Annotated in this window: 16 protein-coding genes; 13 read left to right on the top strand and 3 right to left on the bottom strand. The window is 72.7% G+C overall.

The window, feature by feature from the left end:
- Positions 1 to 227 precede the first annotated feature (227 nt).
- The 3 genes from H0E84_RS01370 to H0E84_RS01380 are packed head-to-tail and all read left to right on the top strand — an operon-like array spanning position 228 to position 2,138.
- Complete coding sequence (locus H0E84_RS01370; protein WP_180676823.1) at positions 228 to 716, top strand: hypothetical protein; 489 nt, start codon at positions 228 to 230, stop codon at positions 714 to 716.
- Positions 713 to 1,387: an NIPSNAP family protein gene (locus H0E84_RS01375; RefSeq protein ID WP_180676824.1), complete on the top strand. Its 675-nt coding sequence runs from the start codon at positions 713 to 715 to the stop codon at positions 1,385 to 1,387. The genes H0E84_RS01370 and H0E84_RS01375 overlap by 4 nt, the downstream gene beginning before the upstream one ends.
- A 58-nt stretch (positions 1,388 to 1,445) precedes the next feature.
- Positions 1,446 to 2,138, top strand: coding sequence for a helix-turn-helix transcriptional regulator (locus tag H0E84_RS01380; RefSeq protein WP_180676825.1), 693 nt, complete (start codon positions 1,446 to 1,448; stop codon positions 2,136 to 2,138).
- A gap of 172 nt (positions 2,139 to 2,310) precedes the next feature.
- Here H0E84_RS01380 and H0E84_RS01385 read toward each other — a convergent pair whose 3' ends face one another.
- Complete coding sequence (locus H0E84_RS01385) at positions 2,311 to 4,437, bottom strand: TonB-dependent receptor family protein (protein ID WP_180676826.1); 2,127 nt, start codon at positions 4,435 to 4,437, stop codon at positions 2,311 to 2,313.
- Between the two features lie 196 nt (positions 4,438 to 4,633).
- Complete coding sequence (gene phhA / locus H0E84_RS01390; RefSeq protein WP_180676827.1) at positions 4,634 to 5,524, bottom strand: phenylalanine 4-monooxygenase; 891 nt, start codon at positions 5,522 to 5,524, stop codon at positions 4,634 to 4,636.
- A gap of 129 nt (positions 5,525 to 5,653) precedes the next feature.
- Here phhA and H0E84_RS01395 point away from each other — a divergent pair, with 129 nt between their 5' ends.
- From H0E84_RS01395 to H0E84_RS01440, 10 genes are all read left to right on the top strand, one after another.
- Positions 5,654 to 6,124 carry an Lrp/AsnC family transcriptional regulator gene (locus H0E84_RS01395; protein WP_180676828.1) on the top strand — a complete coding sequence of 157 codons (471 nt, stop codon included), beginning with the start codon at positions 5,654 to 5,656 and terminating at the stop codon, positions 6,122 to 6,124.
- 164 nt (positions 6,125 to 6,288) lie between these two features.
- Entirely contained in the window at positions 6,289 to 6,732 is a 444-nt protein-coding gene (locus H0E84_RS01400) for an HIT family protein (protein WP_180676829.1), read from the top strand.
- A gap of 62 nt (positions 6,733 to 6,794) precedes the next feature.
- A complete protein-coding gene (locus tag H0E84_RS01405; protein WP_180676830.1) occupies positions 6,795 to 7,163 on the top strand; it encodes a nuclear transport factor 2 family protein in 369 nt (122 codons plus the stop codon).
- Complete coding sequence (locus H0E84_RS01410; protein WP_180676831.1) at positions 7,160 to 7,576, top strand: PaaI family thioesterase; 417 nt, start codon at positions 7,160 to 7,162, stop codon at positions 7,574 to 7,576. Before H0E84_RS01405 ends, H0E84_RS01410 begins: the two co-directional genes overlap by 4 nt.
- Entirely contained in the window at positions 7,573 to 8,253 is a 681-nt protein-coding gene (locus H0E84_RS01415) for a glutathione S-transferase family protein (protein WP_219339534.1), read from the top strand. Before H0E84_RS01410 ends, H0E84_RS01415 begins: the two co-directional genes overlap by 4 nt.
- A 164-nt stretch (positions 8,254 to 8,417) precedes the next feature.
- On the top strand, positions 8,418 to 9,965 hold the full coding sequence (locus tag H0E84_RS01420) for an FAD-dependent oxidoreductase (RefSeq protein ID WP_257643998.1): 1,548 nt from the start codon (positions 8,418 to 8,420) through the stop codon (positions 9,963 to 9,965).
- A complete protein-coding gene (locus H0E84_RS01425; protein ID WP_345776245.1) occupies positions 9,962 to 10,489 on the top strand; it encodes a hypothetical protein in 528 nt (175 codons plus the stop codon). The genes H0E84_RS01420 and H0E84_RS01425 overlap by 4 nt, the downstream gene beginning before the upstream one ends.
- Positions 10,490 to 10,958: 469 nt before the next feature.
- Entirely contained in the window at positions 10,959 to 12,242 is a 1,284-nt protein-coding gene (locus tag H0E84_RS01430; protein WP_180676832.1) for an SDR family oxidoreductase, read from the top strand.
- Entirely contained in the window at positions 12,230 to 12,712 is a 483-nt protein-coding gene (locus H0E84_RS01435; protein ID WP_180676833.1) for a DUF2269 family protein, read from the top strand. The genes H0E84_RS01430 and H0E84_RS01435 overlap by 13 nt, the downstream gene beginning before the upstream one ends.
- Before the next feature lie 95 nt (positions 12,713 to 12,807).
- A complete protein-coding gene (locus H0E84_RS01440; RefSeq protein WP_180676834.1) occupies positions 12,808 to 13,578 on the top strand; it encodes a hypothetical protein in 771 nt (256 codons plus the stop codon).
- Between the two features lie 37 nt (positions 13,579 to 13,615).
- On the opposite strand, the gene H0E84_RS01445 is transcribed toward H0E84_RS01440, so the two are convergent.
- Positions 13,616 to 14,456, bottom strand: an 841-nt coding sequence (locus H0E84_RS01445; protein ID WP_180676835.1) for a patatin-like phospholipase family protein, incomplete at its 5' end; no start/stop codon positions are given.

Below are 14,456 nucleotides of genomic sequence, written 5' to 3' on the forward strand. Positions count from 1 at the left end.
GACATGCTGCGACCTGAGTCGCGGCGGGGCAACGCCCCGCACGCAGAAAGTGACTTCCGGCAGGCCGCGCCCTGCTGACACCACGCTGTCAGCAGCCCTCGCGCACGCTGCCGTTCCGGCCCCGGTCGGCCGCCTTCCGCCACCGGCAGCGCGGACCGTTCCGCGTTCCCCACGTCGTGCCGCGCCCGCGGCGCCGGGGCCACCCTTCATCCAGGAGACATCGCACCATGCACGCCAGCCCCGATCAGGACGACGGACGCCACGATTTCGACTTCAGCCATGGCCGTTGGCGGGTGCGCAACGAGCGCCTCGGCGCGCGCCTGTGCGGTTGCCGGGACTGGGACCGCTTCGACGCCGAAGTCAGCTGCCGCCCGGTGCTGGGCGGCCTCGGCAATACCGACGAGTTCTGCAGCGACTGGCAGGGCGGTCTGCTGGGCATGACCCTGCGCCTGTTCAATCCCCAGGCCCGGCAATGGAGCATCTACTGGGCCAGCAACCGTGCCGGAGAGCTGGAGGCGCCGGTGACCGGCGGCTTCGTCGACGGCGTGGGCACCTTCCACGGCCTGGACCGGCACCAGGGCCGGATGGTGCTGGCGCGTTTCATCTGGAGCGACATCGCCGCCGACGGCGCGCACTGGCAGCAGGCGCTGTCCGCCGACGGCGGGGCCAGCTGGGAAACCAACTGGCACATGTACTTCACCCGGATGCCGGCATGAGCGGCAGCCTGCCGGCGGTGGTCGAGTTGCGCCGCTATACCCTGCACCCGGGACGGCGCGAGACGCTGATCGACTTGTTCGAGGCCCGGCTCGCCGCGCCGCAGGAGGCGTGCGGCATGCGTTTGCTGGGGCGATTCTCCGACCTCGACGTGCCGGAGCGTTTCGTCTGGCTTCGCGGCTTCCCGGACATGGAGGCCCGGGGCCGGGCGCTGCAGGCGTTCTACGGCGGTCCGGTCTGGCGCCGCCATCGCGATGCCGCCAACGCCACCATGGTCGATTCCGACGACGTGCTGCTGCTGCGGCCGGTGCTCGAACCGGATGCTCCCGCCGCCGCTCCCGCGATGGGCGGCCCGGGTGCCGGCGTGATCGGAGCGATCTGCCATTTCGACGCGCCGATCGATCCGGCGCTGCCGGAACGGTTCCGCCATCAGGTATGGCCGCGCTGGCAGGCGAAGGGCGCGGCCCTGCTCGGCGCGTTCGCCAGCGAGCATGCGCGCAACAGCTTCCCGGCGCTGCCGGTACGCGAGGGCGAGCACGTATTCGCCTGGTTCGCGCGGGTGCCGGCGTGGCCGGACGACACGGCCGAGGTGTGGCATGCGGAGGCGGACGGCATCGCGCCGCGGGCCTGCGAAACGATGCGCCTGCGCCCGACCGCGGCCTCGCCCTGGTGAGCGGCGCGGCTGCCGGCCCACGCTGGCCCGCGGCGCGGCCGCGGGCGATGATGCGCCCATGCGTCGCGCCGACCGGCTGTTTCTCGTCATCCATGCCCTGCGCGGCCGCCGCTCGGCGCTGCCGGCGCGCGCGCTGGCCGAGACCCTGGGCGTGTCGGTGCGCACCGTGTACCGCGACGTCGCCGACCTGCAGCTGTCGGGCGTGCCGATCGAGGGCGAGGCCGGGGTGGGCTACGTACTGCGCAAGGGCGCGGACGTCCCGCCGCTGATGTTCGACGGCGACGAGCTCGAAGCGCTGGTGGCCGGCACCCGCTTCGTGCGCGCTTTCGGCGGCAGCAGGCTGGCCGCGGGCGCGCGTTCGGCGCTGCTCAAGATCGAGGCGGTGCTGCCGCCGCCGCTGCAGGCGCGCGCGCAACGGACCCGCATCTACGCGCCTGCCCGTGGCGATCGCATCGAGGCCAGCGGCATCATCGACCGCCTGCACGCCGCGATCGAGGCGCGTCGGGTGCTGGCGTTCGACTACCGCGACGAGGCCGGCCAACCCAGCCGTCGCGAGGTCGAGCCGCTGTGCCTGGCATTCTGGGGCGGCGCATGGACGCTCGGCGCCTGGTGCCGGCTGCGCGCCGATTTTCGCAACTTCCGCCCCGACCGGATGCGGGCGGTGGCGGAGACCGGCGAGCGATTCGAGGAGCACCCCGCACGCGACCTGCAGGCCTACCTGCGCGCAGTGGGCAGCGACGGCTGGATCTGAGCGCCCGGCGGTCGCCCGCCTCAACGGCTCCCCGCAGGAGCGGGCCATGCACGCGAAGACCGACACCGCCGGAAACGATCGGGATCGCCGCCTTCCTCGCCGGAGCCATTCGCGCTGTCGCGGCAGCGGGCCGCCGCTCCGACGGGCCGGCCCCGCCGCGCGCCGGGCGTCACTAGCGTGTCCAGTCCCACTGCGCGCCGAGCAGCCAGCCGCGTCCGCCGCCGGGCTCGTAGAAGCGGCCGTTGCCCTCGTTGACGATCACCGAACCCGCGTGGGCACGGTCGAGCAGGTTGTCGATGCGCGCGAACATGCGCAGCTCGCCGTGGCGGCCGCGCCAGCGTCGCGCGGCTTCCAGGTGCAGCAGGCCGTAGCCGGCGGCCGATTCGGTGCCGAGGTCGTTCACCATCACCTCGCCGGTCGCCTCGCCCTCGAATGCGGCGCTCCACGCCGCGCCCCGCCACTGCAGCCGTGCGAACAATTGCTGCTCCGGCACCCCGGGGATGCGCGCGCCGGCGCCGACCTCGGTGTCGGGCACGGTGCAGCCCGCGCCCTGGCAGATCAGGTAGGGCTCGCGGAACGTGGCGTCCAGCCGGGTATAGGCCAGGCGCAGATCCCAGGCCGCGCCGAGCGGTGCGGCCCAGGCGGCCTCGAAGCCCTGGCGCCGCGCGCTGCCGACGTTGCGGAAGCTGCTGCGGCCGCCGACGTTGCGCGCCACCGCCAGCTCGTCGTCGGTCTCGGCGCGGAACAGCGCCGCCTCCAGCGTCGCCCCGCCCCGGCCGCGCCATTTCGCCCCCAGCTCCAGGTTGTCGCTCACCGCCGGCCGCAGCCCGAACGCGAGGCCGGCGCCGCCGTCGGCGCGGTAGGACATCTCGTTGAAGGTCGGCGTTTCGAAGCCGCGCCCCGCCGACAGGTACAGGCGCAGATCCTCGCGCGGCGCAAAGGTCAGTCCCGCGACCGGCGCGGTGTGCGAGAAACGCACCCGGCCGCTGTCGTCGGGATTGGCGTCGGTGACGTAGCGGTCTCGGGACTCGAATCTCACCTCGCTGCGGCGCACGCCCGCGAGCAGCGACCAGCGCTCTGCGAAGCGCCACCACGCCTGCGCGTAGAGGTCGGCGTTGTCGACGCTGTTGCGCTCGTCGCGGCGCAGCGCGCCGCGCACGCCGAGGGCCTCGCCGACGAAGTTCTCGAAGCCGCGGCGGTGCTGGCGCTGCTGGTCGAGGTTCCCGCCGACGGTGATCTCCAGCGGTCTTGCGGCGCCCCGCTGCCAGGACCAGCGCGCGTCCAGTCCGTCGTAGCGGTTGTCCAGGTCGATCACGCCGCCGGCGCTGAGCGGATTGGCCTGCGCCACGGCCGGGATCGGCAGCACCTGCATCACCTCGCGGCGGCCACCGTAGGCCATCAGCCGCAGCGTGTGCGCCTCGCCGAGTCCGTGCTCGTAGGTGGCGCCGGCCTGGTCCTGGCGCACCGTCTTGCGGGTGTCGAACAGGTGCGCGTTGGCCACGGCCTGGCGCGGGTCGTCGCGCATCTGCTGTGCGGTCAGGCCGAGCGGATCGCGCGCCTCGGGCACGTCGACCCGGTTGACCACCAGCTGCAGGCGCCGGTGCGGGCCGAGGTCGACGCCGAGCCTGAGATTGGCGGTGTCGCGGCGCGCGGCGCTGTGGTCCCGCCAGCCGCCGGTGTCGTAGCGCGACAGCGCCAGGTTGTAGTCGACCCGCGCCCCGGCGCCGAGCAGCTGCGCGGCCGCGGACCAGGTGTCGTCGCTGCCGGCGGCGGCGCGCGCGCGCCAGGGATCGCCGGGCGCGCCCTCGGCGCTCCAGATCTGCACCACGCCGCCGGAGGAATTGCCGTGCAGCGCCGAGAACGGCCCGCGGATCACCTCGATGCGGTCGCCGCCGGCGAGGCTGAAGTGCGACAGCTGGCCCTGCCCGTCCGGCATCGAGGCGGGGATGCCGTCGGCATACAGCCGTAGCCCGCGCACCCCGAAGGTCGAGCGCGCGCCGAAGCCTCGGATCGAGAGCTGGGTGTCCTGGGCCAGGTTCCGGCGGTCGCGCGCCAGCAGCCCGGGCACGCCGCGCAGCACCTCGGAGACGTCGCCGCCGGCGCCGTTGTTTTCGCCGCCCAGCGGGATGGTGGCGGTCGATGCGGGCGTCTCGAACGCCGGCACGCCGCGCAGGCGCGTGGCCTCCACCACCACCGGTTGCAGGGTGGGCGCCTCCACGGCGGGCGCCTGGCGATCGACGGGATCCAGGACGGCGGCGCCGACGGGCGACAGCGCGCAGGCCAGGCACAGGCTCAACATCGATCGGTTACCGGACAGGGCGCCACAGTGTGCACACCGTGGCGTTGCCGTTCCACCACGGGCGCAACCCTCGGCGACCGGCCAAACCCGGCCGGAATCTCCCGCGGCCTTCGCGGCCATGGATCGCTCCTACGGAGCAGGCCCGAGGTGCTCGGTGCAGGAGCGTGCCATGCGTGCGAACGCCGGCGCCGGCGGGTCACACATCCGCGTCGGTCGGCCACCCCTCCCCGCTGCCGCGCTGATAGACCTTGTCGACGTCGAGCACCTTGCCCGCCGGCAGCGATTCCTGCTCGGCCAGGCGCGCATAGATCGGGCTGAAGTCGGGCTCGGTGGCGCGCATCAGCTGCTCGAAGCCGTCGATCACGAAATAGGTCTTCTGGTAGCTGTCGATGCGGTAGCGGGTGCGCATGATCCGCTCGAGGTCGAAGCCGATGCGGTTCGGGGCCGCCGACTCGAGTGCGTAGATCGACTCGCCCTTGGAGGAGACGATGCCGGCGCCGAAGATGCGCAGCCCGTCGGCCTGCCGGATCAGTCCGAACTCCACCGTGTACCAGTACAGCCGGGTCAGGTTCTGCAGCGCGTCGGCGCCGATGCCGTGCGCCTTCACCCCGCCCTTGCCGTAGGCCTGCATGTAGTCGGCGAACATCGGGTTCATCAACAGCGGCACGTGGCCGAACAGGTCGTGGAACAGGTCCGGCTCCTCGATGTAGTCGATCTGGTCGGGCCGGCGGATCCACCAGGTCACCGGGAAGCGGCGATTGGCCAGGTGGTCGAAGAAGTCCAGCTCCGGCAGCAGCCCCTCCACACCCATCAGGGTCCAGCCTGTGGTCGCCGTCAGTACCTGGTTGAGCTCGGAGAATTTCGGGATGCGGTCGGGCGTCATGCCCATCGCGTCCTGCGCGGCGAGGAACTCGTCGCAGGCGCGGCCGGGCAGGATCTCGCGCTGGCGCGCATACAACTGCGACCAGGTGTCGTGGTCGGCGGCGCTGTAGTCGTCCCAGGGCTGCTCGACGATCCCCGTGGCGTACACCGGCACCTTGCCCTTGTCGGTCTGCAGGTTCTCCACGCGGCGCGGCTGGCTGTTCATGGCGGTCTCCACGGTCGCTTTCGACCCTCGACTGTAGCGCCGACGCCGCGCAACAGGGTTGTGTTGTTGCGCACCGACCGGCTGATGGAGCAATATTCTTGCGAAGATCAGCCAAGGAGCCGCAGAATCATGCAAGCCGCGCCCCTCGACCGCACCGACCTGCATCTGCTGGCCGAACTGCAGCGCGGCGACCGCCTCACCAACGCCGAGCTGGCCGAACGGGTCCACCTCTCGCCCTCGGCCTGCCTGCGCCGGGTGCAGCGGCTGGAGCGCAGCGGGGTGATCGCCGGCTACCGCCCCCAGGTCGACCCCGAACGGGTGGGCCTCGGCCTGCAGGCCTTCGTGCGGGTACAGCTGGAGAAGCACGACGCCGACCACGTCGAGCGCTTCACCACCGCGGTGCACAGCTGGGACGAGGTGGTCGCCTGCCATGCCCTGACCGGCGACATGGATTACCTGCTGCACGTGATGGTGCAGGACCTCGAGCACTTCTCCCGCTTCCTGCTCGACCGGCTGCTCAACGCCAGCGGCGTGGCCGACGTCAATTCCAGCTTCGTCCTGCGCACGGTCAAGGCCTACGCGGGGGTGCCGCTGCCGTAGCCGCGAGGAGCGGCAGCTGCGGTTGCGGATTGCGTGGCCGCGAGTGTCGCCGTTTGCGCCACCGTTGGTTCGATGCGACGATTTTCCATCGGCGCCCGCCCGACGCTGATGGCTGGGCGATGCGCTGGTCGGGTCCAGGCCCAAGGCTGAGCAACCGAGCGAACATGGACGGGGATTGCGTCTTCTGCAGGATCGTCGACCGCAGCGAGCCCGCCAGCATGGTTTGCGAGGACGAGCTCGCGTTGGCCTTCGTGGACCTGCGCCAGTTCAACCCGGGGCACACCCTGGTGATTCCGAAGCGGCACGTGCCGGACGTCCGCGGGCTCGATTTCGCGACCGGTGCGGCCCTCATGGCGATGGTCGCGCGGGTCACCGCCGCAGTCGCCGCCGCGTTTCCCAACCAGGGCCTGAGCCTGTGGAGTTCGATCGGCGAGGCCGCGTTCCAGGAAGTGCCGCACCTGCACATCCACGTGCATCCGCGAACGCTGGACGACGGCGTCCTGCGGGTCTATCCGCAGGCGCCGCCCACGCCCGGAAGGGACGTGCTGGAGCGCTACGCCGAAGCGATCCGGGCGCGGCTTGCCGAGCGGGCGCCGCCGAACCAATAATCGTCCGGCGCGGGTACCGGGAACGACGGTGCCGCGCGCCCGACCGCAACCGGAGACCTCCCATGTCGCCGAAGCAACTGGTCCAGGAGTGGGTGGCGCGCTTCAACCGCGCCGACGTCGACGGCCTGGCCGCGCTGTACGCGGTGGACGCCGTCAACCACCAGGTGGTGATGGAGCCGCTGCACGGGCGCGAGGCGATCCGGGCGATGTTCGCGGCCGAGTTCGGCCGCGCCCGGATGACCTGCATCGTCGAGCACATCTTCGAGGACGGCGACTGGGCGATCCTGGAATGGCGCGACCCGACCGGACTGCGCGGTTGCGGGTTGTTTCGCGTGGCGGGCGGCGAGATCGCGTTCCAGCGCGGCTACTTCGACCAGCTCGCGTTCTTCCGGCTGCAGGGCCTGCCGGTGCCGGAACGGTACCTGGAATGAACCCGTCGCTGTTCGAGTTCGGCCGCCGGGTGCTGCGCGAGCAGCCGTTCAGCGTGCTGCTCGGCACCACCCTGGAGGTGTTCGAGCCGGGCAGGGCGGTGCTCGCCCTGCGCGTTCGCGACGAGTTGAAGCAGCAGCACGGATTCGTCCACGGCGGCGTGGTCGGCTATCTGGCGGACAACGCGTTGACCTATGCCGGGGGCTCGGTGCTCGGCGATTCGGTCACCTCCGAGTACAAGATCAACTACCTGCGCCCGGCGCTCGGCGAGCGCCTTCTCGCCCGCGCCGAGGTGCTGTCCTCCGGCAAGCGCCAGGCGGTGTGCCGCTGCGAGGTCTTCGCCGCCATCGACGGCGAGGAACGGCTGGTGGCGGTGGCGCAGGGCACGATCATCAAGGCGGAGCCGAAGGGATGAGCCAGGCGCCGGAGTCTTCGGGCCCGTCGGCCGCGACGCCGCGCGCAACGTCGCCGGCCGCCGCGATCGGCATCGTCGGCCGTTCCAGTTCGCACTTCACCCGGGTGACGCGCATCTTCGCCGCCGAACTGCGCGTCGACTACGACTTCGAGGTGGTCCCGGACCTGATGGCCACCGACGCCGCGGCCTTCGGCGGCAACCCGGCCCTGCGCCTGCCGGTGCTGCGCACCCCGGACGGCCCCTGGTTCGGGGCGATCAGCATCTGCCGCGAGCTTTGGCGGCGGTCCGCGCAGCGCCCGGCCGTGGCGTGGCCCGAGGATCTCGACCGGCCGTTCGCGGCCAACGCCCAGGAGCTGGTGCTGCAGGCGATGTCGACCGAGGTGGCGCTGATCATGGGCGCGGCGACCGGCGCGGGCGCCGGCCAGCGGCAGGCCAAGCTGCGCGCCAGCCTGCTGGGCAGCCTGGCCTGGCTCGAGGAGCACGCGACGCGGGCGCTCGCGATGCAGCCTCCGCGCCGCGCGTTCGGCACGCTCGAGGTCACGCTGTACTGCCTGCTCGATCATCTCGAGTTTCGCGAGGTGCTGCCGCTGGCGCCGTATCCGCGCCTGCGCGGGCTGCGCGACGGCTTCGGTGCGCGACCGTCGGCCGTGGCGACCGGATACCGCTTCGACCGCTGAGTCGACGGAGCAGGCGCCGTAGCGGCCGCGGCCCGCGTTCCTGCGCTCAACCGCCGCCGTGGCATCACCGCCCACTCACGATCCGCGCCGAATACTGCCGCCCACGACGGCCGCGGCGCCGCCCCGCGGCCCGCGCACGTCTCCGGACCACGCAGGAGCGGACGATGACCACGGGCAATGCGCGCACACTTCCGGTCTGGGATCGGCTCCCCGGCTTCGAGCACCGGCTTTCCGGCGACATGCCCGCCGGCGAGGCGCCCGACGTCCTGGTGATCGGCGCCGGTATCGCCGGGATGACCACGGCGCTGCGGCTCGCGCAGGAAGGTCGCGAGGTGGTGGTGATCGACCGCGAGGGGCCGGGCGCCGGCGAAACGCTGCGCACCACCGCCCACCTGGCTTCGGCGCTGGACGACCGCTTCTATCACCTGGCGCGCTGGCACGGCGCCGACGGCGCGCGCCAGGCCGCGGCCAGCCATGCCGCGGCGATCGACTGGATCGAGCGCTTCGCCGCCGGCAGCGGCGGCTGTGGGTTCCGGCGAGTGCCCGGATACCTGTTTCCGCACGACGGCGACGAGCGCCGCATCCGCCGCGAACTCGACGCCGCGCGCGACGCGGGGCTGGAGGTCGAGTTCCTCGACGACGGCGTCCCGGGCGTGCCGGCGATGCGCCCGGCGCTGCGTTTCGCCGCACAGGCGCGCATCGACATCGACGCGTACCTGCGCGCGCTGGTCGCCGCGGCCCAGGACGCCGGCGTCCGTTGCTTCCGCGCCGAGGCGCTGAAGGTGGAAGGCGGCGAGCGCCCGGTGGCGCATCTGGCCGACGGCGTGGCCCTGCACGCCGCCGCCATCGTGATCGCCAGCAACGTCCCGTTCCACGAGGCCGTCGCGATCCATACCAAGCAGGCCGCCTATCGCAGCTACGTGGTCGCGGCCGGGCTACCGGCCGGCGCGGCGCCGGATGCGTTGCTCTGGGACGACGGCGATCCCTACCACTACGTGCGCCTGGTGGAGGCGCGCGACGGCGGCGACGCGCTGCTGCTGGTCGGCGGCGCCGACCACAAGACCGGGCAGGACGAGGACCCGACCGCGTACGTGCGCCTGCAGGAATGGACGCGACGGATGTTCCCGGCGGTCACCGGCTTCAGTCACGGCTGGTCCGGGCAGATCATCGAACCGAACGACGGCCTGGCCTTCATCGGCCGCGACCCGGGCGGCGAGGCCAACGTCTACATCGCCACCGGCGATTCCGGTAACGGCATCACCCATGGCACCCTGGCCGGGCTGCTGCTGACCGACCTCATCGTCGGCCGCGACAACCCGTGGGCGCAGCTGTACGACCCGAAACGCAAGATGTTCCGCGGCGCCGGCGAATGGCTGCGCGAGAACGCCAACGTCGCCGCGCAGTATGCCGACTGGGTGGGCGCCGGCGACATCCACGCGCTCGACGAACTGGGCCTGGGCGAGGGCGCGGTGATCCGCCACGGCATGCACCGGGTGGCGGTGTACCGCGATGGCGACGGCAGGCTGTGCAGCCACAGCGCGCGCTGCACCCACCTGGGTTGTGCGGTGCGCTGGAGCGCGGCGGAGAAATCCTGGAACTGCCCGTGCCACGGTTCGCGGTTCGATGGACAGACCGGCGCGGTGCTCAACGGACCTGCCAGCCGTCCGCTGGAGCCGTTCGACCCGGCGCGCCTGGACCCGGACCGGCAGTGACCCCGGCGCTGGTGTGGCTGGCCTGGGCCGGGTACCTGGCGTGGCTGCTTGCAGGCACCGCGGACTTCCTCTGCCATCGCGCCACCGACCTGCCGCACACCTCCGGCCTCGGCGAGTCGGCGATGCATCTGGTGCAACTCGGCCTGATCGGCACCGGGGTGTTCGCACTGTTGCTGCTCGAGATTGGCTGGGCCGTGTGGGCATTGCTGGCGCTGCTGGTGCTGGCGCATGCCGTGGTCGGCTACATCGACACCCGGCGCGCGTACGGGTGCCGCGAGATCCGGCCGTTCGAGCAGCACGTGCACAGCGTGCTCGACATGGGGCCGTGGATCGCGCTTGGGCTGGTGATCGCCGCCAGCTGGTCCTCGGCGGCCGAGCCGGGCTGGGCCCTGCGGCTGCGCCAGCCGCCGCTCAGCGCGGCGGTGTGGGCGCTGGCGCTGGCACCGGCGGCGCTGTTGTGCGGGGTGCCGGCGCTGCTGGAACTGCGTGCCGCACTCGCCGCCCGGCGCGGCGCGCCAGTCTGAGCAGGCCCTGCCGGAATGCACGGTTGCCAAGGCACAATCCGATGGCGAAGGCACCGTAGGTGGCGGCCATCCCGGCGGCGCTCAGGTGGCGCTCGAATCCCGGGGTCAGCCGTCGCGGCACCACGTGGTAGTCCACCACGTAGGCCAGCGCGGCGGTGGCGGCGGCTCCGGCCGCAATCCGCGCCGCGTTGCCGCGGCGGTCGGCCGTCGCCTCGAAGCCGCAGGCCCAGAACACCGAACTGGCGTGATGGATCGCGTACCCTGCCGCGGTGTGGCGCAGGCTGGGGGCATCGCGATAGCGTGCCGGCTCGCCCCAGATCCAGTGGCTGGTGGCGTTGCTGCCGCGCGCGGGCGAGCCGCCATCGCGGCTGCACAGCCAGGACACGGTAAGCGTGGACAGGATGCTCGCCACCGACCCCGAGACCATCGCGCGCGCCGGCAACCCCGAAGCGCTCAGCCAGGAGTGGCGATGCGCATCCTGGTGACCGGCGCCACCGGCCTGATCGGTGCCGAACTGGTCGGGCGCTTGCTGCTGGCGGGCCATGCGGTGATCCCCGGCGCGAGAAACCTGGAAGCGGTACGCCGGCGCTGGCCGGCGCTGGACCCACTGGAAATCGACTACGCCGCGCCGGACCCCGACACCTGGACCCGCGCGCTGCGGGGCGTCGATGCGGTGGTCAACGCGGTCGGCATCTTCCGGGAGCAGCATAGCCAGCACTTCGACGCGCTCCATGTGAAGGGACCGGCGGCGCTGTTCGCGGCCGCAGCGGCCGCAGGGGTCGGGCGCATCGTGCAGATCTCGGCGCTCGGCGCCGACCCGTCGGCTGCCACCGGGTACCTGGCGTCGAAGGGCCACGCCGATGCCGCCCTGGCGGCGGTGCCGGTCGAGGCGGTGGTGGTGCGCCCCTCGCTGGTGTTCGCGCCTGCCGGCGCCAGCACCCGCTGGTTCGCACGCCTGGCGGCGCTGCCCCTCACCCCGCTGCCTGGCGGCGGGCGGCAGCCCATCCAGCCGCTGCACCTGGACGATCTGGCCGCGCTGGTACTGCGTGTGCTGGAGATGCCCTCGCCGCCGCCAGTGGTCGACGCGGTCGGCCCGCAGGCGCTGACCCTGCGCGACTATCTGCTGGAGTTCAAGCGCGGTCTGGGCCTCCCGCGCGGCTTCCTGCCGGTGCCCGTGATGCTCGCGCGCGTCGCGGCGGGTGTGGCGGTGCGCCTGCCGGGCAGCCTGGTGACCCCGGATTCGCTGCGGATGCTGGAGGCCGGCAGCGTGGCCGACGCGGCGCCGGTCACGCGGCTGCTGGGCCGGCCGCCCAGGCCGGCACCACGGTTTTTCGACCCGGCCGCGCAGCTGCGGCTGGGCGCCGGCGCAAGGCTGCAGTGGCTGGTGCCGCTGCTGCGCTACGCGATGGCGGCGATGTGGATCGCTACCGCGCTGGTGTCCGCGTTCGTCTTTCCCGTCGCCGAGAGCCTGGCGCTGCTGGCGCGGACCGGCCTGACCGGTAGCGCGGCGCAGCTGGCGCTCTACGGCGCGGCCGCACTCGACCTGCTGCTGGGGATCGCCCTGCTGGTCCCGCGCTGGCGGACCTGGGCCTACCGCGCGCAGATCGCGCTGGTCGCCGGGTACACCCTGATCATCAGCGTGTTCCTGCCCGAGTATTGGGCGCACCCGTACGGGCCGGTGCTGAAGAATCTGCCGCTGCTGGCGGCGCTGGTCGCGCTGCACGAACTGGATCGCCCGCGATGGACTACCTGATCGTCAAGTACCTGCACGTGCTGTCGTCGACGTTCCTGTTCGGCACCGGCGTCGGCACCGCGTTCTATCTGCTCTTCATCAGCCGCACGCGCGACGCCCGCGTGGTGGCGGTGGTGGCGCGCTGGGTGGTGATCGCCGACTGGCTGTTCACCGCCACCACCATCGTGTTCCAGCCCCTGAGCGGGCTGTACCTGGCCCGGCGCATGGGGATGCCGCTGACCACGCCCTGGCTGTACTGGTCGATCGTGCTGTTCCTGATCGCCGCGCTGTGCTGGCTGCCGGTGGTGTGGCTGCAGATGCGGCTGCGCGACATCGCCGTCGAGGCGGCCGCACGCGGGACGCCGCTGCCGCGCCGCTACGACGCCACGCTCGGCTGCTGGGCGGCGCTCGGGGTGCCGGCGCTGTTCTCCTTCCTGATCGTGTTCTGGCTGATGGTGGCCAAGCCGTCGCTCGCGTTCCTGCACGGTTGAGCGTCGGCACCGCCGCCGATTTCCCGGCCCGGCCCGGCCGAGCCGCTGGCGTCCGTTGCTGGCCGGCGGCATGATCGACGCATGGAGGTGCGGCGATGAGGACGCTTCTGGGCCTGGCCGGGCTGGCCGGGCTGCTGCTGTTCGCGGCGGCGTTCGCCGCCACGTTCGCGGCGCCGATCCACTACGAACGCGCCGCCCGGGCCTTTGTCCAGCAGCAGGTGGAGGCGCGGGTGCGCGAGCGGCTCGGCGAGCGGGTCGAAGCGCTGCGCCAGCCGGGGGTGGCGCAGGTCGCGGCGGCGCTGTCGACGCGCTACCGCGCCGAGAGCGATGCGCTGCAGCGGCGGCTCGAAGCCGGCCTGCCAGAGCGCGTGGCGGCGGTCGTCGGCGCCATGCTCGATGCCGACTGCGCCTGCCGCCAGCGCCTGGCGGACGGGATTCGCGAGGGCACCCGCCACCGCATCGCCCGGCTGGCCGGTGCGCAACCGCAGCTGACCGCGTTGATCCAGGACCGCTACGTGGCGGTGGTCGAGGCGCTGCTGCGCGATCTGCGGATCTTCACCGCCAGCAACGCGCTGGCGTTCGCGCTGCTGCTGGCGACCGTGCTGCTGCGCCCCGCGGCCACCGCACAACTGCTGCTGCCCCTCGGGCTGCTGCTGGTGGCCACGCTCGTGGGCAGCTGGTTCTATCTGTTTCGCCAGGACTGGTTCTTCACCATCGTCCACAACGACTACGTCGGCTTCGGGTACAGCATCTACCTGTTCGTGGTGGCGCTGCTGCTGGGCGACGTGGCTTTCAACCGGGCGCGGTTGGGGACCGCGTTGTTGCGCGCCATCGGCGGCGCCGGTGGCACGATCTCGCCCTGCTGATCCGGGCGTTGCGGCAGGCCACGCCAGCGCCGGCGCGCTATCGCCGGCGATCGGCGTCCTGTTCCGGCGCGGCGCATGCGTCCTCGCTGCGGAATGGATTCAATCCCTCAAGCCAGCCGCGCTCGCAGACCGGTTGCGGCGCGGGCTCGGCTTGCGGCATCGGTCGCGGCGCCAGCGCGGCCGCGCGCTGCCGTTCGAGTTCGGCGATGCGGGCGCGGATCCGCGGCAGCGCCGCCAGCGCGGCGCGCTCGCCCTGCAGGATCGCGGCGCTGCGGCGGGTGAAGTCGGCCGGGCCGATGTCGTTGACCTGCGGGCGGATCACCACGTCGGCGCGGGCGAGTTCCTCGGCGCCCAGGCGCTGGCCCATGATCGCGATCGACTGGTTGACGATGCCCAGCATGTCCTGCGGCGCGGTGCCGGTGGCCTTGTTGGAGATGTCCACGGCGATCACCAGGTCGGCGCCGAGCTGGCGCGCGGCGTCCACCGGCACCGGGCTGACGATGCCGCCGTCGACGTAGCTGTGGCCGCCGATCACCGCCGGCTCGAACACCCCGGGCACGCTGCTGGAGGCGCGCACCGCCTGGCCGGCGTTGCCGCGGGTGAACACCACCCGCTCGCCGCTGTCCAGGCGCGTGGCCACCGCCGCGAACGGCCGCTGCAGGCGCTCGATCGGGCGCGCATCGAGCTGGGCGTTGACGTGGTCCTGCAGCTTGCGGCCCTGGATCAGCCCGCCGGAGAACAGGCGCACGTCGCGGATGCTGGCCTCGTCCAGCGCCACCGCATGCTCCTGCAGCGCGAACGGATCCATGCCGCCGGCGTACAGCGCGCCGACCACGCTGCCGGCGCTGGTGCCGGCGACCACCGCCGGCTCGATGCCG

Origin of the sequence: Luteimonas salinisoli (genome assembly GCF_013425525.1) — a bacterium.
Taxonomy (GTDB): domain Bacteria; phylum Pseudomonadota; class Gammaproteobacteria; order Xanthomonadales; family Xanthomonadaceae; genus Luteimonas; species Luteimonas salinisoli.

What these genes read in the sequence shown, in the direction of transcription:
- H0E84_RS01370 (WP_180676823.1), top strand. Translation starts at nt 228, where the DNA reads ATGCACGCCAGCCCCGATCAGGACGACGGACGCCACGATTTCGACTTC.
- H0E84_RS01375 (WP_180676824.1), top strand. Translation starts at nt 713, where the DNA reads ATGAGCGGCAGCCTGCCGGCGGTGGTCGAGTTGCGCCGCTATACCCTG.
- H0E84_RS01380 (WP_180676825.1), top strand. Translation starts at nt 1,446, where the DNA reads ATGCGTCGCGCCGACCGGCTGTTTCTCGTCATCCATGCCCTGCGCGGC.
- H0E84_RS01385 (WP_180676826.1), bottom strand. Translation starts at nt 4,437, where the DNA reads ATGTTGAGCCTGTGCCTGGCCTGCGCGCTGTCGCCCGTCGGCGCCGCC.
- phhA (WP_180676827.1), bottom strand. Translation starts at nt 5,524, where the DNA reads ATGAACAGCCAGCCGCGCCGCGTGGAGAACCTGCAGACCGACAAGGGC.
- H0E84_RS01395 (WP_180676828.1), top strand. Translation starts at nt 5,654, where the DNA reads ATGCAAGCCGCGCCCCTCGACCGCACCGACCTGCATCTGCTGGCCGAA.
- H0E84_RS01400 (WP_180676829.1), top strand. Translation starts at nt 6,289, where the DNA reads ATGGACGGGGATTGCGTCTTCTGCAGGATCGTCGACCGCAGCGAGCCC.
- H0E84_RS01405 (WP_180676830.1), top strand. Translation starts at nt 6,795, where the DNA reads ATGTCGCCGAAGCAACTGGTCCAGGAGTGGGTGGCGCGCTTCAACCGC.
- H0E84_RS01410 (WP_180676831.1), top strand. Translation starts at nt 7,160, where the DNA reads ATGAACCCGTCGCTGTTCGAGTTCGGCCGCCGGGTGCTGCGCGAGCAG.
- H0E84_RS01415 (WP_219339534.1), top strand. Translation starts at nt 7,573, where the DNA reads ATGAGCCAGGCGCCGGAGTCTTCGGGCCCGTCGGCCGCGACGCCGCGC.
- H0E84_RS01420 (WP_257643998.1), top strand. Translation starts at nt 8,418, where the DNA reads ATGACCACGGGCAATGCGCGCACACTTCCGGTCTGGGATCGGCTCCCC.
- H0E84_RS01430 (WP_180676832.1), top strand. Translation starts at nt 10,959, where the DNA reads ATGCGCATCCTGGTGACCGGCGCCACCGGCCTGATCGGTGCCGAACTG.
- H0E84_RS01435 (WP_180676833.1), top strand. Translation starts at nt 12,230, where the DNA reads ATGGACTACCTGATCGTCAAGTACCTGCACGTGCTGTCGTCGACGTTC.
- H0E84_RS01440 (WP_180676834.1), top strand. Translation starts at nt 12,808, where the DNA reads ATGAGGACGCTTCTGGGCCTGGCCGGGCTGGCCGGGCTGCTGCTGTTC.